Origin of the sequence: Neoroseomonas terrae (genome assembly GCF_018129025.1) — a bacterium.
Classification (GTDB): Bacteria; Pseudomonadota; Alphaproteobacteria; order Acetobacterales; family Acetobacteraceae; genus Neoroseomonas; species Neoroseomonas terrae.
On record NZ_JAAEDI010000006.1, the window covers coordinates 139,529 to 156,243 of the forward strand.

Annotated in this window: 19 protein-coding genes; 5 read left to right on the forward strand and 14 right to left on the reverse strand. The window is 70.7% G+C overall.

Annotation, left to right across the window (positions count from 1 at the left end; genetic code table 11):
- Positions 1-113 precede the first annotated feature (113 nt).
- Positions 114-560 carry a hypothetical protein gene (locus GXW78_RS07145; RefSeq protein WP_211867403.1) on the forward strand — a complete coding sequence of 149 codons (447 nt, stop codon included), beginning with the start codon at positions 114-116 and terminating at the stop codon, positions 558-560.
- Positions 557-1,255, forward strand: coding sequence for an MlaA family lipoprotein (locus tag GXW78_RS07150; RefSeq protein ID WP_211867405.1), 699 nt, complete (start codon positions 557-559; stop codon positions 1,253-1,255). Before GXW78_RS07145 ends, GXW78_RS07150 begins: the two co-directional genes overlap by 4 nt.
- Here the strand turns inward: GXW78_RS07150 and GXW78_RS07155 are convergent.
- Genes GXW78_RS07155 through GXW78_RS07165 form a run of 3 tightly spaced genes read right to left on the reverse strand, consistent with a single transcriptional unit; the run spans position 1,252 to position 3,607 of the window.
- Positions 1,252-2,160 carry a hypothetical protein gene (locus tag GXW78_RS07155; protein WP_211867407.1) on the reverse strand — a complete coding sequence of 303 codons (909 nt, stop codon included), beginning with the start codon at positions 2,158-2,160 and terminating at the stop codon, positions 1,252-1,254. The genes GXW78_RS07150 and GXW78_RS07155 overlap by 4 nt on opposite strands.
- Entirely contained in the window at positions 2,157-2,561 is a 405-nt protein-coding gene (locus tag GXW78_RS07160) for a DUF6524 family protein (RefSeq protein WP_211867409.1), read from the reverse strand. The genes GXW78_RS07155 and GXW78_RS07160 overlap by 4 nt, the downstream gene beginning before the upstream one ends.
- 2 nt (positions 2,562-2,563) lie before the next feature.
- Positions 2,564-3,607: a hypothetical protein gene (locus GXW78_RS07165; RefSeq protein WP_211867411.1), complete on the reverse strand. Its 1,044-nt coding sequence runs from the start codon at positions 3,605-3,607 to the stop codon at positions 2,564-2,566.
- A 24-nt stretch (positions 3,608-3,631) separates the two neighbouring features.
- Here GXW78_RS07165 and GXW78_RS07170 point away from each other — a divergent pair, with 24 nt between their 5' ends.
- Entirely contained in the window at positions 3,632-4,234 is a 603-nt protein-coding gene (locus GXW78_RS07170; RefSeq protein ID WP_211867413.1) for a hypothetical protein, read from the forward strand.
- Here the strand turns inward: GXW78_RS07170 and GXW78_RS07175 are convergent.
- From GXW78_RS07175 to GXW78_RS07200, 6 genes are all read right to left on the reverse strand, one after another.
- The gene (locus GXW78_RS07175) at positions 4,231-5,031 is read right to left on the reverse strand and encodes a bestrophin-like domain (protein WP_211867415.1); all 801 of its coding nucleotides are present in this window, start codon (positions 5,029-5,031) and stop codon (positions 4,231-4,233) included. The two genes, GXW78_RS07170 and GXW78_RS07175, sit on opposite strands and share 4 nt — an antisense overlap.
- Before the next feature lie 10 nt (positions 5,032-5,041).
- Positions 5,042-5,476: a hypothetical protein gene (locus GXW78_RS07180; RefSeq protein ID WP_211867417.1), complete on the reverse strand. Its 435-nt coding sequence runs from the start codon at positions 5,474-5,476 to the stop codon at positions 5,042-5,044.
- Between the two features lie 58 nt (positions 5,477-5,534).
- Positions 5,535-6,248, reverse strand: coding sequence for a hypothetical protein (locus GXW78_RS07185; protein WP_211867418.1), 714 nt, complete (start codon positions 6,246-6,248; stop codon positions 5,535-5,537).
- A 25-nt stretch (positions 6,249-6,273) separates the two neighbouring features.
- Entirely contained in the window at positions 6,274-7,359 is a 1,086-nt protein-coding gene (locus GXW78_RS07190) for a PstS family phosphate ABC transporter substrate-binding protein (RefSeq protein ID WP_211867419.1), read from the reverse strand.
- Positions 7,360-7,364: 5 nt separating this feature from the next.
- Positions 7,365-8,129, reverse strand: a complete 765-nt coding sequence (locus GXW78_RS07195) for a COG4223 family protein (protein WP_211867420.1) — start codon at positions 8,127-8,129, stop codon at positions 7,365-7,367.
- A 117-nt stretch (positions 8,130-8,246) separates the two neighbouring features.
- Positions 8,247-9,017 (reverse strand): hypothetical protein, encoded by a 771-nt coding sequence (locus GXW78_RS07200; RefSeq protein WP_211867421.1) that lies wholly within the window; start codon positions 9,015-9,017, stop codon positions 8,247-8,249.
- Between the two features lie 147 nt (positions 9,018-9,164).
- On the opposite strand from GXW78_RS07200, the gene GXW78_RS07205 reads away from it, so the two are divergent.
- Positions 9,165-10,277: a hypothetical protein gene (locus GXW78_RS07205; RefSeq protein ID WP_211867422.1), complete on the forward strand. Its 1,113-nt coding sequence runs from the start codon at positions 9,165-9,167 to the stop codon at positions 10,275-10,277.
- Between the two features lie 10 nt (positions 10,278-10,287).
- Here GXW78_RS07205 and GXW78_RS07210 read toward each other — a convergent pair whose 3' ends face one another.
- From GXW78_RS07210 to GXW78_RS07225, 4 genes are read right to left on the reverse strand one after another with little or no spacing between them, the layout of a single operon-like run.
- Positions 10,288-10,746, reverse strand: coding sequence for an ATP-binding protein (locus GXW78_RS07210; protein ID WP_211867423.1), 459 nt, complete (start codon positions 10,744-10,746; stop codon positions 10,288-10,290).
- Entirely contained in the window at positions 10,743-11,081 is a 339-nt protein-coding gene (locus GXW78_RS07215) for an STAS domain-containing protein (RefSeq protein ID WP_211867425.1), read from the reverse strand. Before GXW78_RS07215 ends, GXW78_RS07210 begins: the two co-directional genes overlap by 4 nt.
- Before the next feature lie 13 nt (positions 11,082-11,094).
- The gene (locus GXW78_RS07220; protein WP_211867427.1) at positions 11,095-13,134 is read right to left on the reverse strand and encodes a PP2C family protein-serine/threonine phosphatase; all 2,040 of its coding nucleotides are present in this window, start codon (positions 13,132-13,134) and stop codon (positions 11,095-11,097) included.
- Between the two features lie 5 nt (positions 13,135-13,139).
- Positions 13,140-13,673 (reverse strand): ABC transporter substrate binding protein, encoded by a 534-nt coding sequence (locus GXW78_RS07225; protein ID WP_246521938.1) that lies wholly within the window; start codon positions 13,671-13,673, stop codon positions 13,140-13,142.
- 37 nt (positions 13,674-13,710) lie between these two features.
- Between GXW78_RS07225 and GXW78_RS07230 the strand changes: the two genes are divergently transcribed.
- Positions 13,711-15,330, forward strand: a complete 1,620-nt coding sequence (locus tag GXW78_RS07230; RefSeq protein WP_211867430.1) for a solute carrier family 23 protein — start codon at positions 13,711-13,713, stop codon at positions 15,328-15,330.
- A 153-nt stretch (positions 15,331-15,483) separates the two neighbouring features.
- Here the strand turns inward: GXW78_RS07230 and GXW78_RS07235 are convergent, their stop codons facing one another.
- Entirely contained in the window at positions 15,484-16,473 is a 990-nt protein-coding gene (locus GXW78_RS07235; RefSeq protein WP_246521940.1) for a Bug family tripartite tricarboxylate transporter substrate binding protein, read from the reverse strand.
- Between the last annotated feature and the right edge of the window lie 242 nt (positions 16,474-16,715).

Genomic DNA, 16,715 nt, shown 5'->3' on the forward strand with positions numbered 1-16,715 from the left:
CACGTCCCCTAACCGTTTGCGGCCATGGTCCGGCGGGAGGGCGGCGCTGTCCAGAGGGGGTGGCCAATGCTGGCCATCCGCCGTCAACCTCTGGTAAATGTTTTCCTGCCAGAATGGCCAGGGGGCGCGCGACGGTGGCGCCCATCACCCCATCGCGGGAGTGGCTGTTCATGGCTGGCGGCGGTGTTGAGGCGCCCTTGATGCGCCTCAGCGGCATCGGTGGACGGATCAGCGTCTATGAGGACCGGGTGGTCCTGCAGCGGCGCGGCATCTTCTTCACGCTGGTGAACCTCGCCTTCCACCTGGAACGCGAAATGGAAAGCGAGATCGTTCTGCGGAACCTCACCGCGGTGCATTTCGTGCGTTCCCTGCTCTTCGTGCAGTTCCTGCGCTTCAGCTACGCGGGATGTCCGGAGCCGAGCGGCCACTACCTCCGCGATGCCTTTGCCGAGAATGCGTACATGCTTTCCCTGTTCGACAACCGGCGCCTCGTGAAGGTGCTGCACTGCGTGTCCGAGGCCGCCTTGCGACGTGGCGCCGCGCTGGGGCGCGCGGCATGAGGGCGCTCCGTCGCGCGCTCCTCCTGCTCCTCCTCACCACCCCCCTCCCCGCCCTGGCCGATGAAGCGTCCTCCTGGCGGGAACGCTTCAACCGGACGATGTTCGCGCTGAACCACGACATCGAGGCTGCGGCACAGGTGGCGATCGATGCCGTGCCGGAGGTGCTGCACCTGCCGGAACCGGTGCAGGCCGGACTGCTCAACATGCTGAACACCACGGTGAATGAGCCGATCAGCGCGCTCGGCCACGCCATCACCGGCCGCTATGACCTCGCGGGGCGGCAGATGCGCCGCGTGGGAATCAACCTGGTCGCCGGCTATGGCGGCTATGTCGACCGCGCCACGGATTACGGCGTGCTCGTGCCGATGATCGATCTCGGCACGGCGCTCTGCGTGCGGGGTGTGGAGGCCGGGCCGTTCTTCGTGTTGCCGGTGATCGGGCCGCGCACGACGCGGGACGGGCTGGCCGACCTCGGCGCCGCGAACATCGCGATCTACGCAATGGCCGTGCCATTCGTCGGCGCGGTCCCCTCGGTGACGATGTTCATCGTCATCGAAGCGATAAGCGAGGTCGCGGCGCTTGCCATGGCGCGCAACTTCGACCCCGTCCAGCCGACAGGGACGGAGTACGAGGCGGTGCGCGATGCCTATCTCGACCACCGCACGCGGCTGTGCGAGGCGGCGCGCGGCGGCTAGGCCGGCACCGCCAGGCGGTGGAACCAGCGCTCGGAGCGGAAGGGCCAGAAACCCTCCGCCCGTGGTTCCAGCCCTTCGACCGATGCGATGCGGGCGGCCCGCGCGCGGGCATCCTGCTCGCGCAGCGCGCCACCCGACAGCCGCCGGAACAGACGCGCCCCGGCGGCAACGTCGTCGCTGCCGATGCGCCCGCGGGCATCGGCGCGGCTGGCGAGATAGGCGGCGACGTCCCGCTCCACCCGGCGGCCACCACCATGGCGCGTGCGTATCTGCCGGGCTTCGCCGGCCGTCAGCCCGTGCTCCCGAACGCCGGCGGCGAGCAAGGCCCGTTCCTGCGCCTCGTCGGGAAGCGCCCCATCCGCCGTGCGCAGCCGGACCAGCTCGGCGAAGCCTTCCGGATCGCGGCGCGCGGGCACCGGTCCAGCGACCTCCGCGCGCAGTGCCGCCTGCGGCGCGCAATGCGCGCACGGCAGCACCTGCACAGAACCGTCAAGCGCCATGAGCCCGATCTCGACCTCCATATCCGGGTGGCGACGGCGCACCTCCGCCGCGGCGCGGTTCATCAGCTCGGCGTGCACGCGCAGTTCCTCGGCGGGGTCATCCGCCAGCCGTCGTCCGGCCCAGGCATTCACCGCACCGCAGTCGCGATGATTGAGAAAAGTGACCCGCCTGACACCATGAAGTTGCCGGGAGGCGGCCAGGTTCTCCCAGAGCGCCGCGCCCCAGGCCGGCTGCGCCGCGTTCACCGCCGCGAGCGCCGCGCCGGCGATGCGCATCTCGCTGTACCGTCCCTCGCGGCCCAGCGCGTGCAGCAGCGCAGACGGTCCCTCGACGAAACGCGGATCGATGCAGGAGACGACGAAGGTGTCGGCCGCCGTGCGCCGTGCATTCTGGTGAACGGTCATTTCAGCACCTCGACATGGGATATGCCGGCCAGCCGGTGATGGATCAGCGACCATGAGAGCCCGGCCGCATAGACCAGGCTGATCACGCCGAGCGGCATGATGGCGAGCCCGTCGCGGCTGAGACTCCCGACATCCGTCAGCTCGGCGACCGTGACCCAGCCGGAGACGACGGCCACCGAGACCAACGCAACGCCCTTGCGCCCCAGCGTGCCGAACAGCGTCGCGACGACCGCGGCGTGCACCAGCAGCAGCAGGAGGCCGACGGTCAGCTTCGGCCAGAAGTGACCGGTGCCATCCCGCAGCCAATGCCAGTAGGACCGGCCGCTCGGGTTGTAGACGGCGAAGACGATGAACAGGCTGAACAACACCCGTGCGAGGCCGCCGCGCCAGTCGAAATGCATCGTCAGCGTCCCGCCACCGGCAGCGGGCAGCCGGCGGGCTGCGTCGTGACGCTCGGCAGGCGCACCGCGATGGCCGCGCGCGCCGTGCCATCCAGCCCGGCGACGAAGGCCGCTTCGGCGCGGGCGATCGCGTCCAGCGCACGGGCTTCGAAATCGGCGCGGTTCAGCGCCGAATCAACGCGGTTGAGCCCCCAGTCGATCGCCCAGTAGGCACCGATGCCGCCCGCCGTGCCGATGAGGAAGCCGGATGCGCCGCCCATGGCGAAACCGAGCGCACCACCCGCCGCCAGCAACGAGCCTGCCTCGCTGGCTCGGAGCGCGACGGCACTGAGCCGCGCCGCCATCGGGCGCATCGACTGCGTGAGGACGGAGGTCGGGTCCGAGCCAGGCTCGACGCCGCTGTCGGACGCGACAGGGACGACAGCGGCGGCCAGGTCGTCCGCGACCCCGCGCACGGCGGTGGCAAGGTCGAGCCGTGGCGCCGTCGCCGGGCCCGATCCTGCCCGGGCATCGAGGATCGGCCGTACCGCCTCCGTCAACCCGCGCGCCCAGAAGATCTCCAGCATGGCAGCGGCGTGGGCCGCATCCGTGGCCAGGCCATCGGCCATGCCGGCCGGCGCCAGCACGCGCTGATGGAAGGCGAACCGCATCGGCGCAGCCATGCGCTGCACCAGCGCCTCGGCCCTGACGACGTCCCCTTCCGCCGCGCTGTCCGCCACGCTGCGCAGCATGGCGCCGAGCATGCGGAAGGAGTTGATGTAGGACTGCACCCAGTCGAAGGCCCAGGCGCCAAAGGCGGGCACGCGCTCGCGCGCCGCGGCGAAGCGCGCGGCGGCGGCATCGGCGGCGAGCCGCTGCATCAGCGCGCCGCTGTCTTCCGCGGCACGGCCCATCGCCGCGGTGGCGGCGGCTATGGTTTCTGCCGAGACGATACGCACCACGCAGCGCCCGTCGGGCATCACCAGCGCGACGGTCTCACTTCGCTGCGCCCGCGCCTGCGCAAGCGGCAGCACGCCAAGCAGCGCGATCCATGCTACGAGCGGCAACGAGCAGAAACGAGAGCGGCCAGGGTGTCCGAGACGACGATCGCGTTTGCCCTCGAAAGCGCCGGGATGCTGCTGGCGCTCGCTATGGCGCTCGGCGCCACGCGGCTCGGTGCGGCGCAGTTCAACCTGCTGGCTCCGGGAGATGCGGAAGCCGTACCGGTTTTCCACATGTCGGCGGTGCTCGCCGGGCTGCTGTGCGGCATCGCGCTGCTGATCGTCGCGCCGCATCTCGATGCCTTCGCGCCGCGTGAGATCTTCGCCGAGAACTCGGCGTGGTCCGTCGATCTGCGGGAGTTTCTCGCCCGATACGCGCTGCCGCAGGATACGGCGTTCGGAACGCTGGCCGACGCACTTCGTGGCCGCGGCGACTGGCTCGTGATCGCCCTTGCCTGGGCCTCGGTCGGCGCCGTCGTTTTCGGCTGTCTCGCCGCGCTGCGCTTCTGGCGCGGCTGGAACCGGCTGCGGGCGCTGCTCGCCTTCCTCAGCCTGACAGCCTGGATCGCGCTGCTGATCGGCTATGTCGCGCATCTTTCGGCCTGGGTCGCAGCGCAGCTCAGCTTCTGGATCTTCCTGTTGCTGCTGATCGCGTTGCAGCGCTGGCGTCATCGCAGCCGGGTCGCGCATTAGCGGATATCCATCAGCAGGATGAAGGGTCGCGGCGACAGCAACGGATCGTCGCCGGCAAAGGGAAACGCGAGCTTCAGCGACACAAGCAGCACCCCGCCCACGATGATCGCGATCACCGCCCCCATGCTGTAGTGCACCGCTTGGCTTCCGCTGCCGATGAACCACTGGAACACCAGCACCGAGACCGAGACCGTCATGATCAGCGCCCAGATCAGCAAGGAAATGGTGCGCGTCCCGACCGACAGCCGATCCATCCGCGCCTCGGCCACCTGCGCGACCCAGGCCACGGTGCTCTGCGCCAAGGCCTGCTGCGCCGGGGTCACCGGCTCGGTATCGAAGAACACGCGGGACAGCCGCGTGAAGGCGCCATCCGAGGTACCAAGCGCCAGGCCATTGGTCAGCCGCGGCCAGTCATGGGTGACGACGGCCTCGGCATAGTCGCGGATCGCGCCACGCATCGCCTGCCGCGCCTCGCCCTGCTCCGCGCCGCCATAGGTGTCGACCGCGTGGGCCAGCATGTAGAGAGCCCCGCTCTCCTTCTGCAACGTGTCGCGCGACGTCGTGTAGATGTCCCACGCGCCGACGAGCGTGAGCGCCGCGACGACGGCATACACCTCGACCACGAAGCCGAACTTGACCGAACCCACCACGCTGTTCGCCGCGAGTTCCTGCGGCGTGAAGACGGCGAACATCACGGTGCCGACCGTCATCGCGATCAGCACCGGCGCGCCGATGGCGACCAGCGCCGCGATCGCCGTGGGCAGCGCGGCGATCTCCTGCGCCATCACGAAATCCATGGCGGCGCCCTCAGTCGGCGATCTGGCGATACCAGCGTCGCGTCCGCAGAATGCGGCCGCTGCGCGCGGGCTTCAGCTCGGCTTCCTCCATCAGCCGCTTGACCCGGCGCTGCGCGTCGGCCGGCGTCAGGTTCCGACCCGATCGGGCGCGGTAGAAGGCCACCGCTTTGTCGAAATCCTTCCGCGCGATGCGCTGCCGACGGTCGGCAAGGGTCTTCAGCAACTGCGCGGCGGAAGCGTTCACCTCATGCTCGAGCGACATGTCCGCCTCGGCCGCCGCCGCACGTACTATGCCACGCGCCTCCTCCAGCCGCAGCCGATACCGTGTCACTCCTTCCTCTAGCAGGCGCCGCTCTTCCTCCTGGTTCAGGAAGCGACGGCCCTGCGTGTGTAGGCGAACCAGTTCCCCGAAACGTCCCGCATCGGTCCCATCCATCATGGACATCGTCGATCCTCTGTTCTGGAGGCATCCCAGCGTCGCCGCGCACGGTGCGCGGCTCAGTTCAATGCGCCACCTGCACCACCGGCGGTTCGCGGCGCCGCATCTGCAATTCCGTTTCCCCATGCAGCGGGGGCGGACCATTCATCCGGTCGCTCAGCCGGTCGATCTGACGCATCAGCCGGCCAGCCTCGGCCGAAACCGGAGCGTCGCGCGGCACCAGCACAAGCTTGATCTGCGGCAGCGGATAGAGATCGATCTCGACCCGCTCCACCGACATCTCGCCGATCTCGGAAGCAGACAGCACGGCCCCCACGATGCTCCGCTGGAGACGCGACAGCGGGCCGCCCTGACGCTGCGCGTGGCGGTCCAGGTGACGCTCCACATGATCCCGGTCGGCATCGCTGAGCTCGCGCGCGCGACCGAAGGTTAGGCGCGAACCGGGAATGAGGCCGATCGTCGTCTCGATCTCCCGTAACCCGTAGCCGGCCACTTCCATCAGAGACACGAAGTCGTCGCGGTCGCGGATCTGTCCCGGGACGAACCCGGCGGCCTCGCGCGCCGCCTCCGCTGCGCCGCCGCCGGCGCGGAACAGTCCGATGAAGCCGGTGACGGCGCGCCCAACGCGGTCGAACAAGGTTTCGGCCGGCGGCAGGTCCTGCAACGGCAGGGTCACCACCGCGCGCGTCGGGTACTGCTCGCCGGATCGCGCAACAGCCGGGGCGGCCGTGCATAGGGCGGTCAGGATCAGCAGCCAGGCTGCCTTGCGGAGACTCATCGTCATCGCTCCGGCTGCGGGGGGTTCATCGGGTTCGGATCGCGGCCATGCGTTCGGCGGCGATGCGCTGCGCGAGGCGCTCGGCGGTCGGCAACGGCACCAGACCGGCCTCACCGAGGTAGCCGGCGGGACCGACCGCCACTTCGCTGCTCGCCTCGGCCAGGAACTCGGGAATGCCGCGCACCACGCCCACGCCGCCGCGGCTCTGCGCATGCTGCCGCTTGGCGTAGAGATAGTAGGCGCGCGTCGCCTCATATTCGCCGGCGGCGACGGACTGGCGCGTCGGCACCACGCCGTCCAGCGCCAGCGCCACCAGATTACCGCCGCTGCGCATCACCTCCTCGAAGGAGGTGACGGCAAGGCTACCGCGCGGGGCGGCGACCAGCCGCAGGGGGACCTCGTCGGCAGGCAACTCCAGCACCCGGCCATCCGCACGCAGCGTAAGGCAGCGGGCCCTGCGAAGATCAGCCTCGAAGATCATGCGGATCTGCCGCAGGGGCCGGCAGCCCGCTTCGAGCACCGTCTCCTCGAACAATTCGCGCAACCCGCTGCCCGGCACCGGCAGCAGCACCCGGATCGGCTCCGCGGGCAATCCGACCGCGAGTTGCGACCAGGATAGCGAGCGATTGCGCTCGAAGCCGCGCTCGGCGGGCGTCTCCGCGGCCAGCGCCTCATAGACCTGCCGTGCGGTGAGGGCCGGCTGCGGGTCCCCACGGCGCACCGCGAGTACCACCGCGCCGAGCCCGAGGCGCAGTTCCATTGCCTCCTCGACGCCATTCGCCGCGCAGAAGTCGCGCGCAGCGGATGACAGGCGCCGCGACGTCACCAGCATATCCGCCATCGCGACGCCGGCCCCCGAGCAGAACAGCTCGACGGCACGAGAAGTCGGCAGGCTCTGCGTCTCCGGCGCCACCGCTTCCGGATGCCGCTCGCGGAAACCCTGGACCAGCAGACCCGCGACGCGCTCGGCATTCGTCGCCGCGACGATGGTAAGCCTGTCCCGCAGGACAGCCGGCGCGCCCTGCCCGAATGCCGACGACGCCAGGAGCGTGACCAGCGTCGCGCTCCCGAACGCCCCCGCGAGCCGCCGGATGGCTTTTGCGCCGACCATCGCCGTCACCCCTGCCGCGCCCGCGTGGACAGCAGACCAAGGATCGCCTCCTGCAGCGACTGCTCGACTGCGACACGCGCCCGCATTTGAGCAATCCAGCCGGCGAGGAGCGCCTGCTGATCCTCGGCCAGGGTCGCGACCTCGGTCAGCGCGCCCGGCAGTTCACCGCGGCGCAGATGGTCACGGATGCTCGCCAGCACCGTATCCACCGCGCTGGGCTCGGCTGGCGCGACGAGGCCGATGCCGGCGAAGGCGGAACGGACCACGTTCACGGTGCGTTCCAGGAATTCCTCGTCCGACGTGGCTCGCGCGGCAATGGCCGGCGCAACGGCCTCGAAGCGGTCCTGCAGGTCGCGCAGGGATGGCAGGCCGCGTGCGGCATGGCTGCCCAGCACTTCGAGATACAGCGGCGGCAGCAGTTCGGCGCCATCCAGGGAAAGGATGAGTTGCCATTCGCGCGGCCAGGGTCTGCCATTGCCGATGACCGTTTCCAGATGCAGCAGCGCGCTGACCAGGCGTTCGCGCACCCCGGCTGTCGGGCCCGAGCGGGGTTCCTCGGCGCGACGCAGCCGCTCGTCCAGCGCGCCGAGCCCATCCTCGATCCGACGCAGCCGCGCATCGACCGCCGCGGCGGGGCGGGCCGCAGCGCCCGCGGCAGGCGCTTGCCCCAACCCTTCGGACGGCACCACGAGAACGAGCGAGGCCGCCAGCGCGGCGGCTGCGCCGTTGCGCGCGCGCGGTAATGTCGTCGGGCGGTGTCTGGGCGTCATGCGGTGCCGACCTGGAGCGTGCCCGGATGGGTTGATTCCGGTGCCGCGCTTATCGCCCCGAAGTGGTTTATGGCGGATGAAGGCGGTACTGCGCCGCAGCACGACGCATCGTCCGGCTCAGCGATACGCATAGGTCACCATCGACGCCGCAACGCGGTCGGCCATGGAATCGAGCGCCATGCGGCGGCGGGCGGCATCCACCCACCCGGACAGGACGGACGCAGCCTCGGCATCGAGGGATTCGAGCGCGACGATCGAAGCCGGCAGGTCACCGAGCGCCGCGGCGTCGCGCGCCGCTGCGAAGGCATCGCTGCGGCGCCCCTGCAATGCGGTGCGACCTGACAGGTATCCACTCATCCGACGCATCATCCGACGGGTCCAGCCTGCCTGCTCCTCCGCCTGCTCCAGTGCCAGCACGCTCCCTGCCAGCGCGTCGAGTTGCACCGCCAGGACCTCCCGGCTCGGCGCGCCGGCCGCGCCGGCCTGCAGCGCCGGCTCCAATGCTGCGAGCGCATCGGCCCCGCCCGGCAAGGCGAGCACGGCGTCAAGCGGCGCCGCATAGGACCCGTCGGCCAGCATCGCCTCACGCAGCGTCAGGCCAGCGCGCATCAGCGCCTCGGTGCCGACGATCTGCCCGCGCCAGGCGACGAAGCTGCGTTCGGCGCCCGCGAGCCTGTCAACGCGCAGGGCGAGATCCGCCGTCGCGCCGGCGAGATTCGCCTCCGTCATCGCCACACCGGCGATGGCCGTGGGAGAGGCTGCCGCGGGCGCGCGTAGCGCCCCCACGCCATAGCCAGCGCCAAAGCCGAGGCAGGCGATCGCGGTCGTCGCGAACGCCAGGCGGTGCCAGCCGGCGGCGGCTGGCGGGGCGTCATCGGTGGTGGACAAGGTCGGTCTCCGCTGCGTTGGCGGCAACAAAGACCAACAAGATGGAGAAAGCCTTACGGCGGGAGGTGACGACGACGCGCGTCATCAACCACGGCTTAAGACGGATGCAGGAAGCTGCCGGCCGGATCGCCCGGGAACCCCGACAGCATGGAACTCGCCACCATCGGCCTTCTCTCCGCCATCGTCTTCGGCCTGATCGCCGGCGATGCGGTGATCAGCGCCAATACCATGGCGGTGGGCATCGGCCTGCCGCCTGCCGTTCAGCAATCCGGCCTCACCCGCCAATCCGCGGAGGAGATCTTCGTCACCGAGCTCTCGCGCATCGCCGCCATCCCGTCCGGCGTGCCGGTGCCGGTGCCCCGCGTCTCCTCCCGCCGCACCGTGATCGGCGCGCTCGCGGAACCGCTGAAGCTCACCGACGTCACCATCGCCTTGCAGGACCTCTTTGGCCTCGAGCCGATCCGCGTCTCCGCGACTGTCATCCAGCGCGGCGATGGGCTCGTGATGGAGACCATCCTCGCGCAGCAGGGAAGGCCGCTGCAGCGCCTGTCCTTCGAGCGGCCGGACAGCGACGCGGTCGCGCTGATCCGTCACGCCGCCATCAGCACCTTCGCCGAGATCGCGCCCTTCCGCGTCACCCTCGCCCGGCTGCGCGACCTGCTGCAGGATCCGGCGATCGACGTCGCCCCGATCCGCGCCCAGGCGGAGCGCATGCTCCGCCGCGAATGGGGGCCCGACACGGATATCGAGAGATCCGCGCTGCACAGCCTGGTCTCCGTGCTCGCCCTGCTCCACGGCGATGTCGCCGGCGCACGGGCGGAGATAGCCCGCGCCGATGCATTCCAGGATGCACTCGCCACCGCGAGACCATTCTACGCGCTGAATGCCGCCTTCATTGCCGTGCAACAGGGTGATCAGCGGCTCGCGGAACGCGAACTCGCCCGCGCCGCGCAGGTGCCGATGCGCCAGATCATTCCATCCTTCCCTGCTTACCTCGAAGTCCAGCGCGGGCTGATCGACTGGGCGGATGGCAAGGTGGATGCCGCCGATGCCGCCTTCCGCCGCGCGCTGGAGGTCGATCCGCGGAATCTCGCGGCCCAGATCTATCGCCACTGGATCGCCCGCGGCCGTGACGGCGCGCCGCCGAACGCGGCGGACCGCCCACCGGTGCTCACATCCGTCTCGCCGCAGATCCCTGGGCTGATGGCCTCGGTATTCCTGCTCGATCCGCGCGATCGGACGCTGTCGCGCGCGCGCTGACGTCGCCGGGTCAGTCCGGCGGCGACGCAGAGCGCCAGAAAACGGAGAAGTGGTTGCGTCCGCCGCGTCGGCGGTACCGCTGCCAACTCGTCATCCGCATCACGAGGTGGATGCCGAGGCCGCCCACCGGCCGCCCTTCCACCGAGGCGCCGGTGTCGGGAGGCTCGCACAGGGTCGGATCGAAGGGGATGCCGTCATCCTCGGTCGAGATGAGCACCCCGAGCCCTTCCCTGCCCCGCCAAATGCCGGCCGACAGGGCAAAGACGCCAGGTACGACGCCCTTCGGCCACGCATGGCGCGCGACATTCGTCAGCATTTCCTCGGCGACGACAAGGCAGGCGGCTGCACGGCTCGGCGGGCATCCGGCCTCCGCCAGCGCGGCCTCCAGCCAGTCGAGCGCCGCCGCGATATCCGCCGCGTCGCGGCAGCAGGCGCGCTCGATCCGGCGCGGCAGGGCCGTGGCGGTCATCCGCCGACGAGGCGACGCGCATCGGCCTCCTCGGCACCGATCGCTAGCACCTTCGAGAAGCCGGAGATGTCGAACACCTCCTGCACCGCCGAAGGCAGGCCGAACAGGGCGAAGCGTCCCGCCGATGACCGCGCGCGCTTCGCCGCCATCAGCACAACACGCAACCCCGCCGAGGAAACGTAGGCCACGTCGCGCATATCGAGGATGACGCGCGCCGCCGGGTCCGCGAAGCTGCCGAGGATCGTGCCCTCCGCCTTGCCGGTCGATTCATTGTCGAGCCGGCCCTTCAGCCTGTGCAGCACGACGCCATCGCTCGCCTGCGTATAGATGTCCATCCTGCGTCTCCTCTCATTCGGCAGCCTGCGCCACCCCCGCGCCGGCATAGGCGAGGCAGAGCAGCGTGATGTCATCGGCCTGCGGGCGCCCCTCGGCGAAGTCGGCGACGGCACCGGCCACATGTGCGACGAGCGCCTCGGGCGGTGCATCCGCCGCGCTGGCCAGCGTCGCCGACAGCCGCTCGTCGCCGAACAGGCTGCCATCCTCGCGGTCGGCCTCCGTCACACCGTCGGTGAACAGCAGCAGCCGGTCGCCGGGCGACAGAAGCGCCTCGCGATCGTCGAAAGCAAATCCCTCGACGACACCGAGCGCGATGCCGTCCCCACCGCCCAGCGCGCGCTGCGCCGCGGCGCCCGCCAGCCATGGCGGGTTGTGGCCACCATTGGCGTAGCGCAGCAGGCCACTCGCCGGGTCGAGCAACGCGATGAAGGCCGTCGCAAACATCAGGGTCGGATTGTCGGCGGCCAGCATGTCGTTGGCCTGCGCCAGCGCTTCGGCCGGGCTCGCGCCTCGCGACACCGCGGCGCGCAGCAGGCTGCGCGTCATCGCGACGAAGATGGCCGCCGCCACCCCCTTCCCGGAGGCATCACCCACCATGAGCGCGACGCGGCCATCGGCGAGGACGAGCACGTCGTAAAAGTCGCCGCCGACCTCCTTCGCCGGCCACATCGCCGCATGGATTGCGAAGCAGGGCGAGACGGGGAACGCCGAGGGCAGGCTGTCGAGTTGCAGGCGCCGCGCGACTTCCAGTTCCTGCACGACGCGATCCAGCAGCAGGCGCTGGTCCAGTGCCTGGCGCACGAGCTCGAGGTCGCGCGTGCGTTCGGCGAGAAGCTCCGACAGGCGGGCGTGCCGGTTCAGCACGCCCTCGACCATGGTCTGGAAGGCATCGGCGAGGCCGCCCGACCCCTCCTCCAGCCGGCGCAGCACCGCCGTCGCCGCGTCGCGCTCCGACGTCTCGAGTACGCCGACGAGGCGCGCCAGCGCGCCGCCGATCAGCGCCAAGTGGCGCCGCCGCGCTAGCCGCTCGCGCGTCTCCAGCCGGTCAAGGGCGATGCCGCTACTGCGCAGCACCTCGAGCGCGCGGGCGATGCGGCCGATCTCCTCCGCACGTCCATCAACCGTCGCATTGGCCAGCCGATCCCCGCCGGCGATGGCGTGCAGCACGCCGGCAAGGTCGCCCAGTGGTTCCAGCGCCGCCCGCAGCATGCGGAACAGCACGATGCCGGCCAGGAGGATGCAGCCGGCCAGCACCAGCACCGCAACCAGCACCACCAGGTCGTGCCGCCGCGCCGCCGCCGAGGCATCCTGCACCACGAGCAGCCGCGCCACCGGCACACCGTTGCTGCCGATGAGAAGCGTCGGGACGATCTCCCGCCGGCGTCCCCCGTCACGGAAATCGACCGGCATCGTCGCGCCTGACACAATGGCGGGGGCGATGCCATCCCAGGCGGCGGGATCAGCCGGCAGGAGATGGCGCCCGGCGAAGTCCGCGGCCAGCGCGCGGCCACCGAGCGTCGCGCCTATCGCCTCCAGCAATGGCGCGGCATCCATGGCGACCGCGACGACGTCAGTGCCGGCGCCGCGCGCGAAGGCCACCAGCCGCAGCCCGCCGTTCCCCGCCACGGGCTCGATGCCACTGCCACCCGTACCGGGCGCGTATTCGCGCAGCACGGCCGCGATGTCGATCATCCCCTCCATGCCGCGGTCGTCCGGCCGCGCCAGCAACACGCGACCGCCGCGGCCGATCACCTCGATCCGCGAGCCGCCACCATCCAGTACCGCGAGGCGTGCGCGGGCGGCAGTCGCGTCCTGACGCGCCAGCGCCGCCGCCAGCGCCGCGTCGTCGGCAATGCGGCGGGCGGCGTCCACCAGTGGCCGGGCGGCGCGCTGCGTCTCCGCCTCGACGATTGCGGCCTGCCGCGCGACGGTAAGCTCGCCGATGCGCGCCTCGCGTTCCCTCAGCAGCAGCCAGCCCGGCGCGGCAACGGCACCGGCCACCACCGGCGCCATCACGGCAGCGAGCAGGACGATGCGGCTGCGCAGCAGCATGGCTGCTACACGGCCTCCGCGATGCGCAACAGTTCGACCGGCGGATAGACACGCAGCCGCCGCGCCGTGTCCATGCGCACCAGATAGGAGAAGCGCGACAGCGTCTCGACCGGGACCGCCTCCGGCGCGACCCCGCCGAACAGGATCTGCTCCGCCTTGAAGCCGGTGAAGGCGCCGACGCTGTAGTAACGGCTGACCAGCCCCGCCAGCCCGTCGGCATAGGCGACGAAGCGTTCGGAGGCGGCGAAGCTCGGCAGCCCCTCACGTAGCGCGGCGGCGGTCAGCGCGCTTCGGTGCTCGTTCAAAAAGGTGTCCGGCGGAATGTAGAGCCACTCCGCACCGGCCGACCGCGCCGCGGCGACCAGGTCGGGAATGGCGCCCGGCTGCGGCTTACCATCCAGCAGCGGCACCGGCAGGGTGTCGAGCGTGGCGCCGTGCGGCGCAAGCAGCGAGGCCATCTCCTCGATCGTGACGACGGAGTTTCGTTCGCGTGGATTGAACAGCGCGGCGGCGCGACGAAAGGGGCGGTATGAATCCATCGCACGGATCTGCACCGCGACCGGTGCTATGTACTCCGTGCCGGTCGGCGCGGTGACACTGGTCTTTCCACTGCTGGTCGCGGAGGCCGCCGGGGCGGATGCGCGGACCACCGAAAGCTACCTCGCCCTCGCCATGGTCGCGCTCGGCATCGGCACCCTCCTGCAAAGCCTGGGGCGCTGGGGGATCGGCTCCGGCTTCCTGCTGCCGTCGGTCTACACCGCGATCTTCCTGCCGCCGGCACTGGCCGCGGCGCGGGAGGGCGGGCTCGGCGCCGTCGCCGGGCTGACCATGGTGGCGGGCGTGACCGGCGTGCTGCTGTCGCGCGTGCTGCACCGGCTGCGCAGCTTCCTGCCCGCCGAGGTGGTCGGGCTCGTCGTGACCGTGCTCGGCATCATCCTTGGGCTGCTGTCGCTGCGGCTCGTGCTGGGCGTGGACGAGACAGGGGCCGGCAACGGACGGGATCTACCCGCCGCGCTCGTCGCGCTCTGCGTCACCTGCGGCGTTGCGGTGTGGGGGAAACCGAGGCTCCGCATCATCGCGGTGCTGATCGGTCTCGGCGCAGGCTGCCTGATGCATGTAGCGCTGCTCGCCGGCGGCTTCCTGCCGGAGCGGCCGGCACCCGTACTGCATTTCGCCCTGCCGTCCTGGCCGCTCACCGTGCCGAGCCTCGAGCTCGTCTACCTGCCGGGCTTCGTCGTCGGCGCGCTAGCCGCCGCCGTGCGCGTCATGGGCGACGTGGTGGCAAGCCAAAGGGCCTGCAATCCGGACTGGAAGCGCACGGATTTCCGCAGCGTCGAACGCGGCATGCTCGCCGACGGGCTCGGCAACATCGTCGCCGGTGCGATTGGCGTCATCGGCATGAACAGCTATTCCGCCAGCGTCGGCCTGGCGGCGGCGACGGGCATCACCGCGCGGCGCGTCGCGGCCGCGGCGGGGATCGGATGGATCCTGCTCGGCCTCACGCCCGGCGCAGCGTCCCTCGCCATGGCAGTGCCGCGGGGCGTGCTGGGCGCCGTGCTCCTCTACGCAGCGTCCTACATCCTGATGTCGGGCATGACGATCATCACGCAGCGGCTGCTCGATTCGAAGCGCACGCTGACGATCGGCGTCGCGCTGCTGATCGCCCTGTCCTACAGCGAGATCCCCGGCCTCTACGCCGCGCTGCCGGACTACGTGCGGATGACAATCGGATCAGGCCTCGTGCTCGGCATGGCCGCGGCGCTGGCGCTCAACGCGCTGTTCCGCATCGGCGCAACGCGCATCGCCGAATGGCACTGGAGGCCCGAGGACGGCGCGAAGGCACTGGTCGACGCGATCACCGAGACAGGCCGGGCCTGCGGGGCGCGGGCGGAAGTGGTCGGCAAGGCCGCGCATCTGCTCGAGGAATTTGCCGACGCCGCGCCGCTGGTGGTGGCACCCGGCGGAATGGTGACGCTGCGCACGCGCTTCGACGAATTGCGGCTGGATATCGACCTCCTCTGGCCCGGCGAGGCCATGGCTTCGACGGCTACGGTCGACCTGGATGCCGATACCGAGGCGGCGGGTTTCGTCTCGGGCCTCGCCATGATGCTGATGCGCCATCACGCCGACCGGCTCGACACCGTGGCCCTGCCGGATGGGCGGCACGGCCTGACGGCGACGATCGACGACCGGTAGCCGGCCCGGGTGCAGCCTGCGGCTTTCACCGCTTCGGCGGCACCACAGCCAGACCGCCACCTGCATCACTTCCGTCGGCGTGCATGCGGTTCCAGTCCGCAGGGTCAGTCTTCACAACCCGCGCTTGTCCCCCGGCCGCAGCGCCCCGGGGACTTACTGGGCGGTAGCGCCGGACTGGACCACAAGGTCGCGCCACACCGCATCCTGTGACCGCCAGAATGCGCCGAAGGCTTCCGGCGTCGGGTCGGTGGTGGGGAGGAAGGACATCTCCCGCAGGCGCGTGCCGAGCGCACCGTCGGACATCACCCGGACGAGCCCGGCGTGCAGGACGTTGACCGCCGCGGGCGGCGTGCCGGCCGGGGCCACGACCGACCACCAGTTGAGCGCATCGAAGCCCTTGCCCGGCAGGGCCTCGTCCATGCCCGGCACATTGGCGAGTTCCGGCACATAGGTGATGCGCTGCGCGCTGCCGGCCACGAGCGGGCGGAAGCGGCCTTCACGGATGTTCGGCAGCAATGCGGGTATTGCGTCGAACATCATGTCGATGGTGCCTGACGCGAGATCCTGGATGGCCAGCGCACCGCCGCGATACGGCACGTGCGTGATCTCGATCCCGGCGGCGCGGTTCAGCTTCTCCAGGAACAGATGGCTGATCGTGCCGGTGCCCGACGATCCCATCGTCACCCGGCCGGGGTTCGCGCGGGCGAAGGCGACCAGTTCCTCGAAGGTCCGGTAGGGCCGCTGGCTGTTGACGACGAGCAGGATGGTGCCGATCGCGACCCGCGTGACCGGCGCGAGGTCCCGCATCGGCTCGATCGGCATCTGGTTGCCGTAGAGGTACTTGTTCGCTGTCAGCACATTGGCCGAGGTGAAGAGCAGGGTGTGACCATCCTTCTCGGCCTGCGCCACGGCCTGCGCGCCGAGGTTGCCACCGGCGCCGGGCCGGTTCTCCACGATGACCGGCTGGCCGAGGATCGGCGCCAGACGCTCGGCGATCAGCCGCGCGATGATGTCGTTCGCGCCGCCGGGGGCGATCGGCACGATCAGCCGCACCGGGCGCGTCGGGAAACCCTGCGCCTTCGCCAGGGACGGCGCGGCGAGGATTGCGCCGCCGGTCAGGGCAGCGCGTCGGGTCATGATCATGGTTCGGCCTCCGGCATCTGAGCAACTGTCGAAGGCGATGAGCGATCGGGCAAGGCATTTGGGCGGCGGCGGGCGCACCAGCGCAACGTCCGCCGCGCACGTTGCCGCGACGAAACCGAGGCAAGCGTCGGCGCGTTCTGCGGACGAACGGCATCTGGTGCCCTGAGACGAAGTCCCGGGACTTCGTCGGCGCGGTACCGGAGGGGCAGGAGGCGCTGGCACCACGCGGCGTCTCGTGTCGC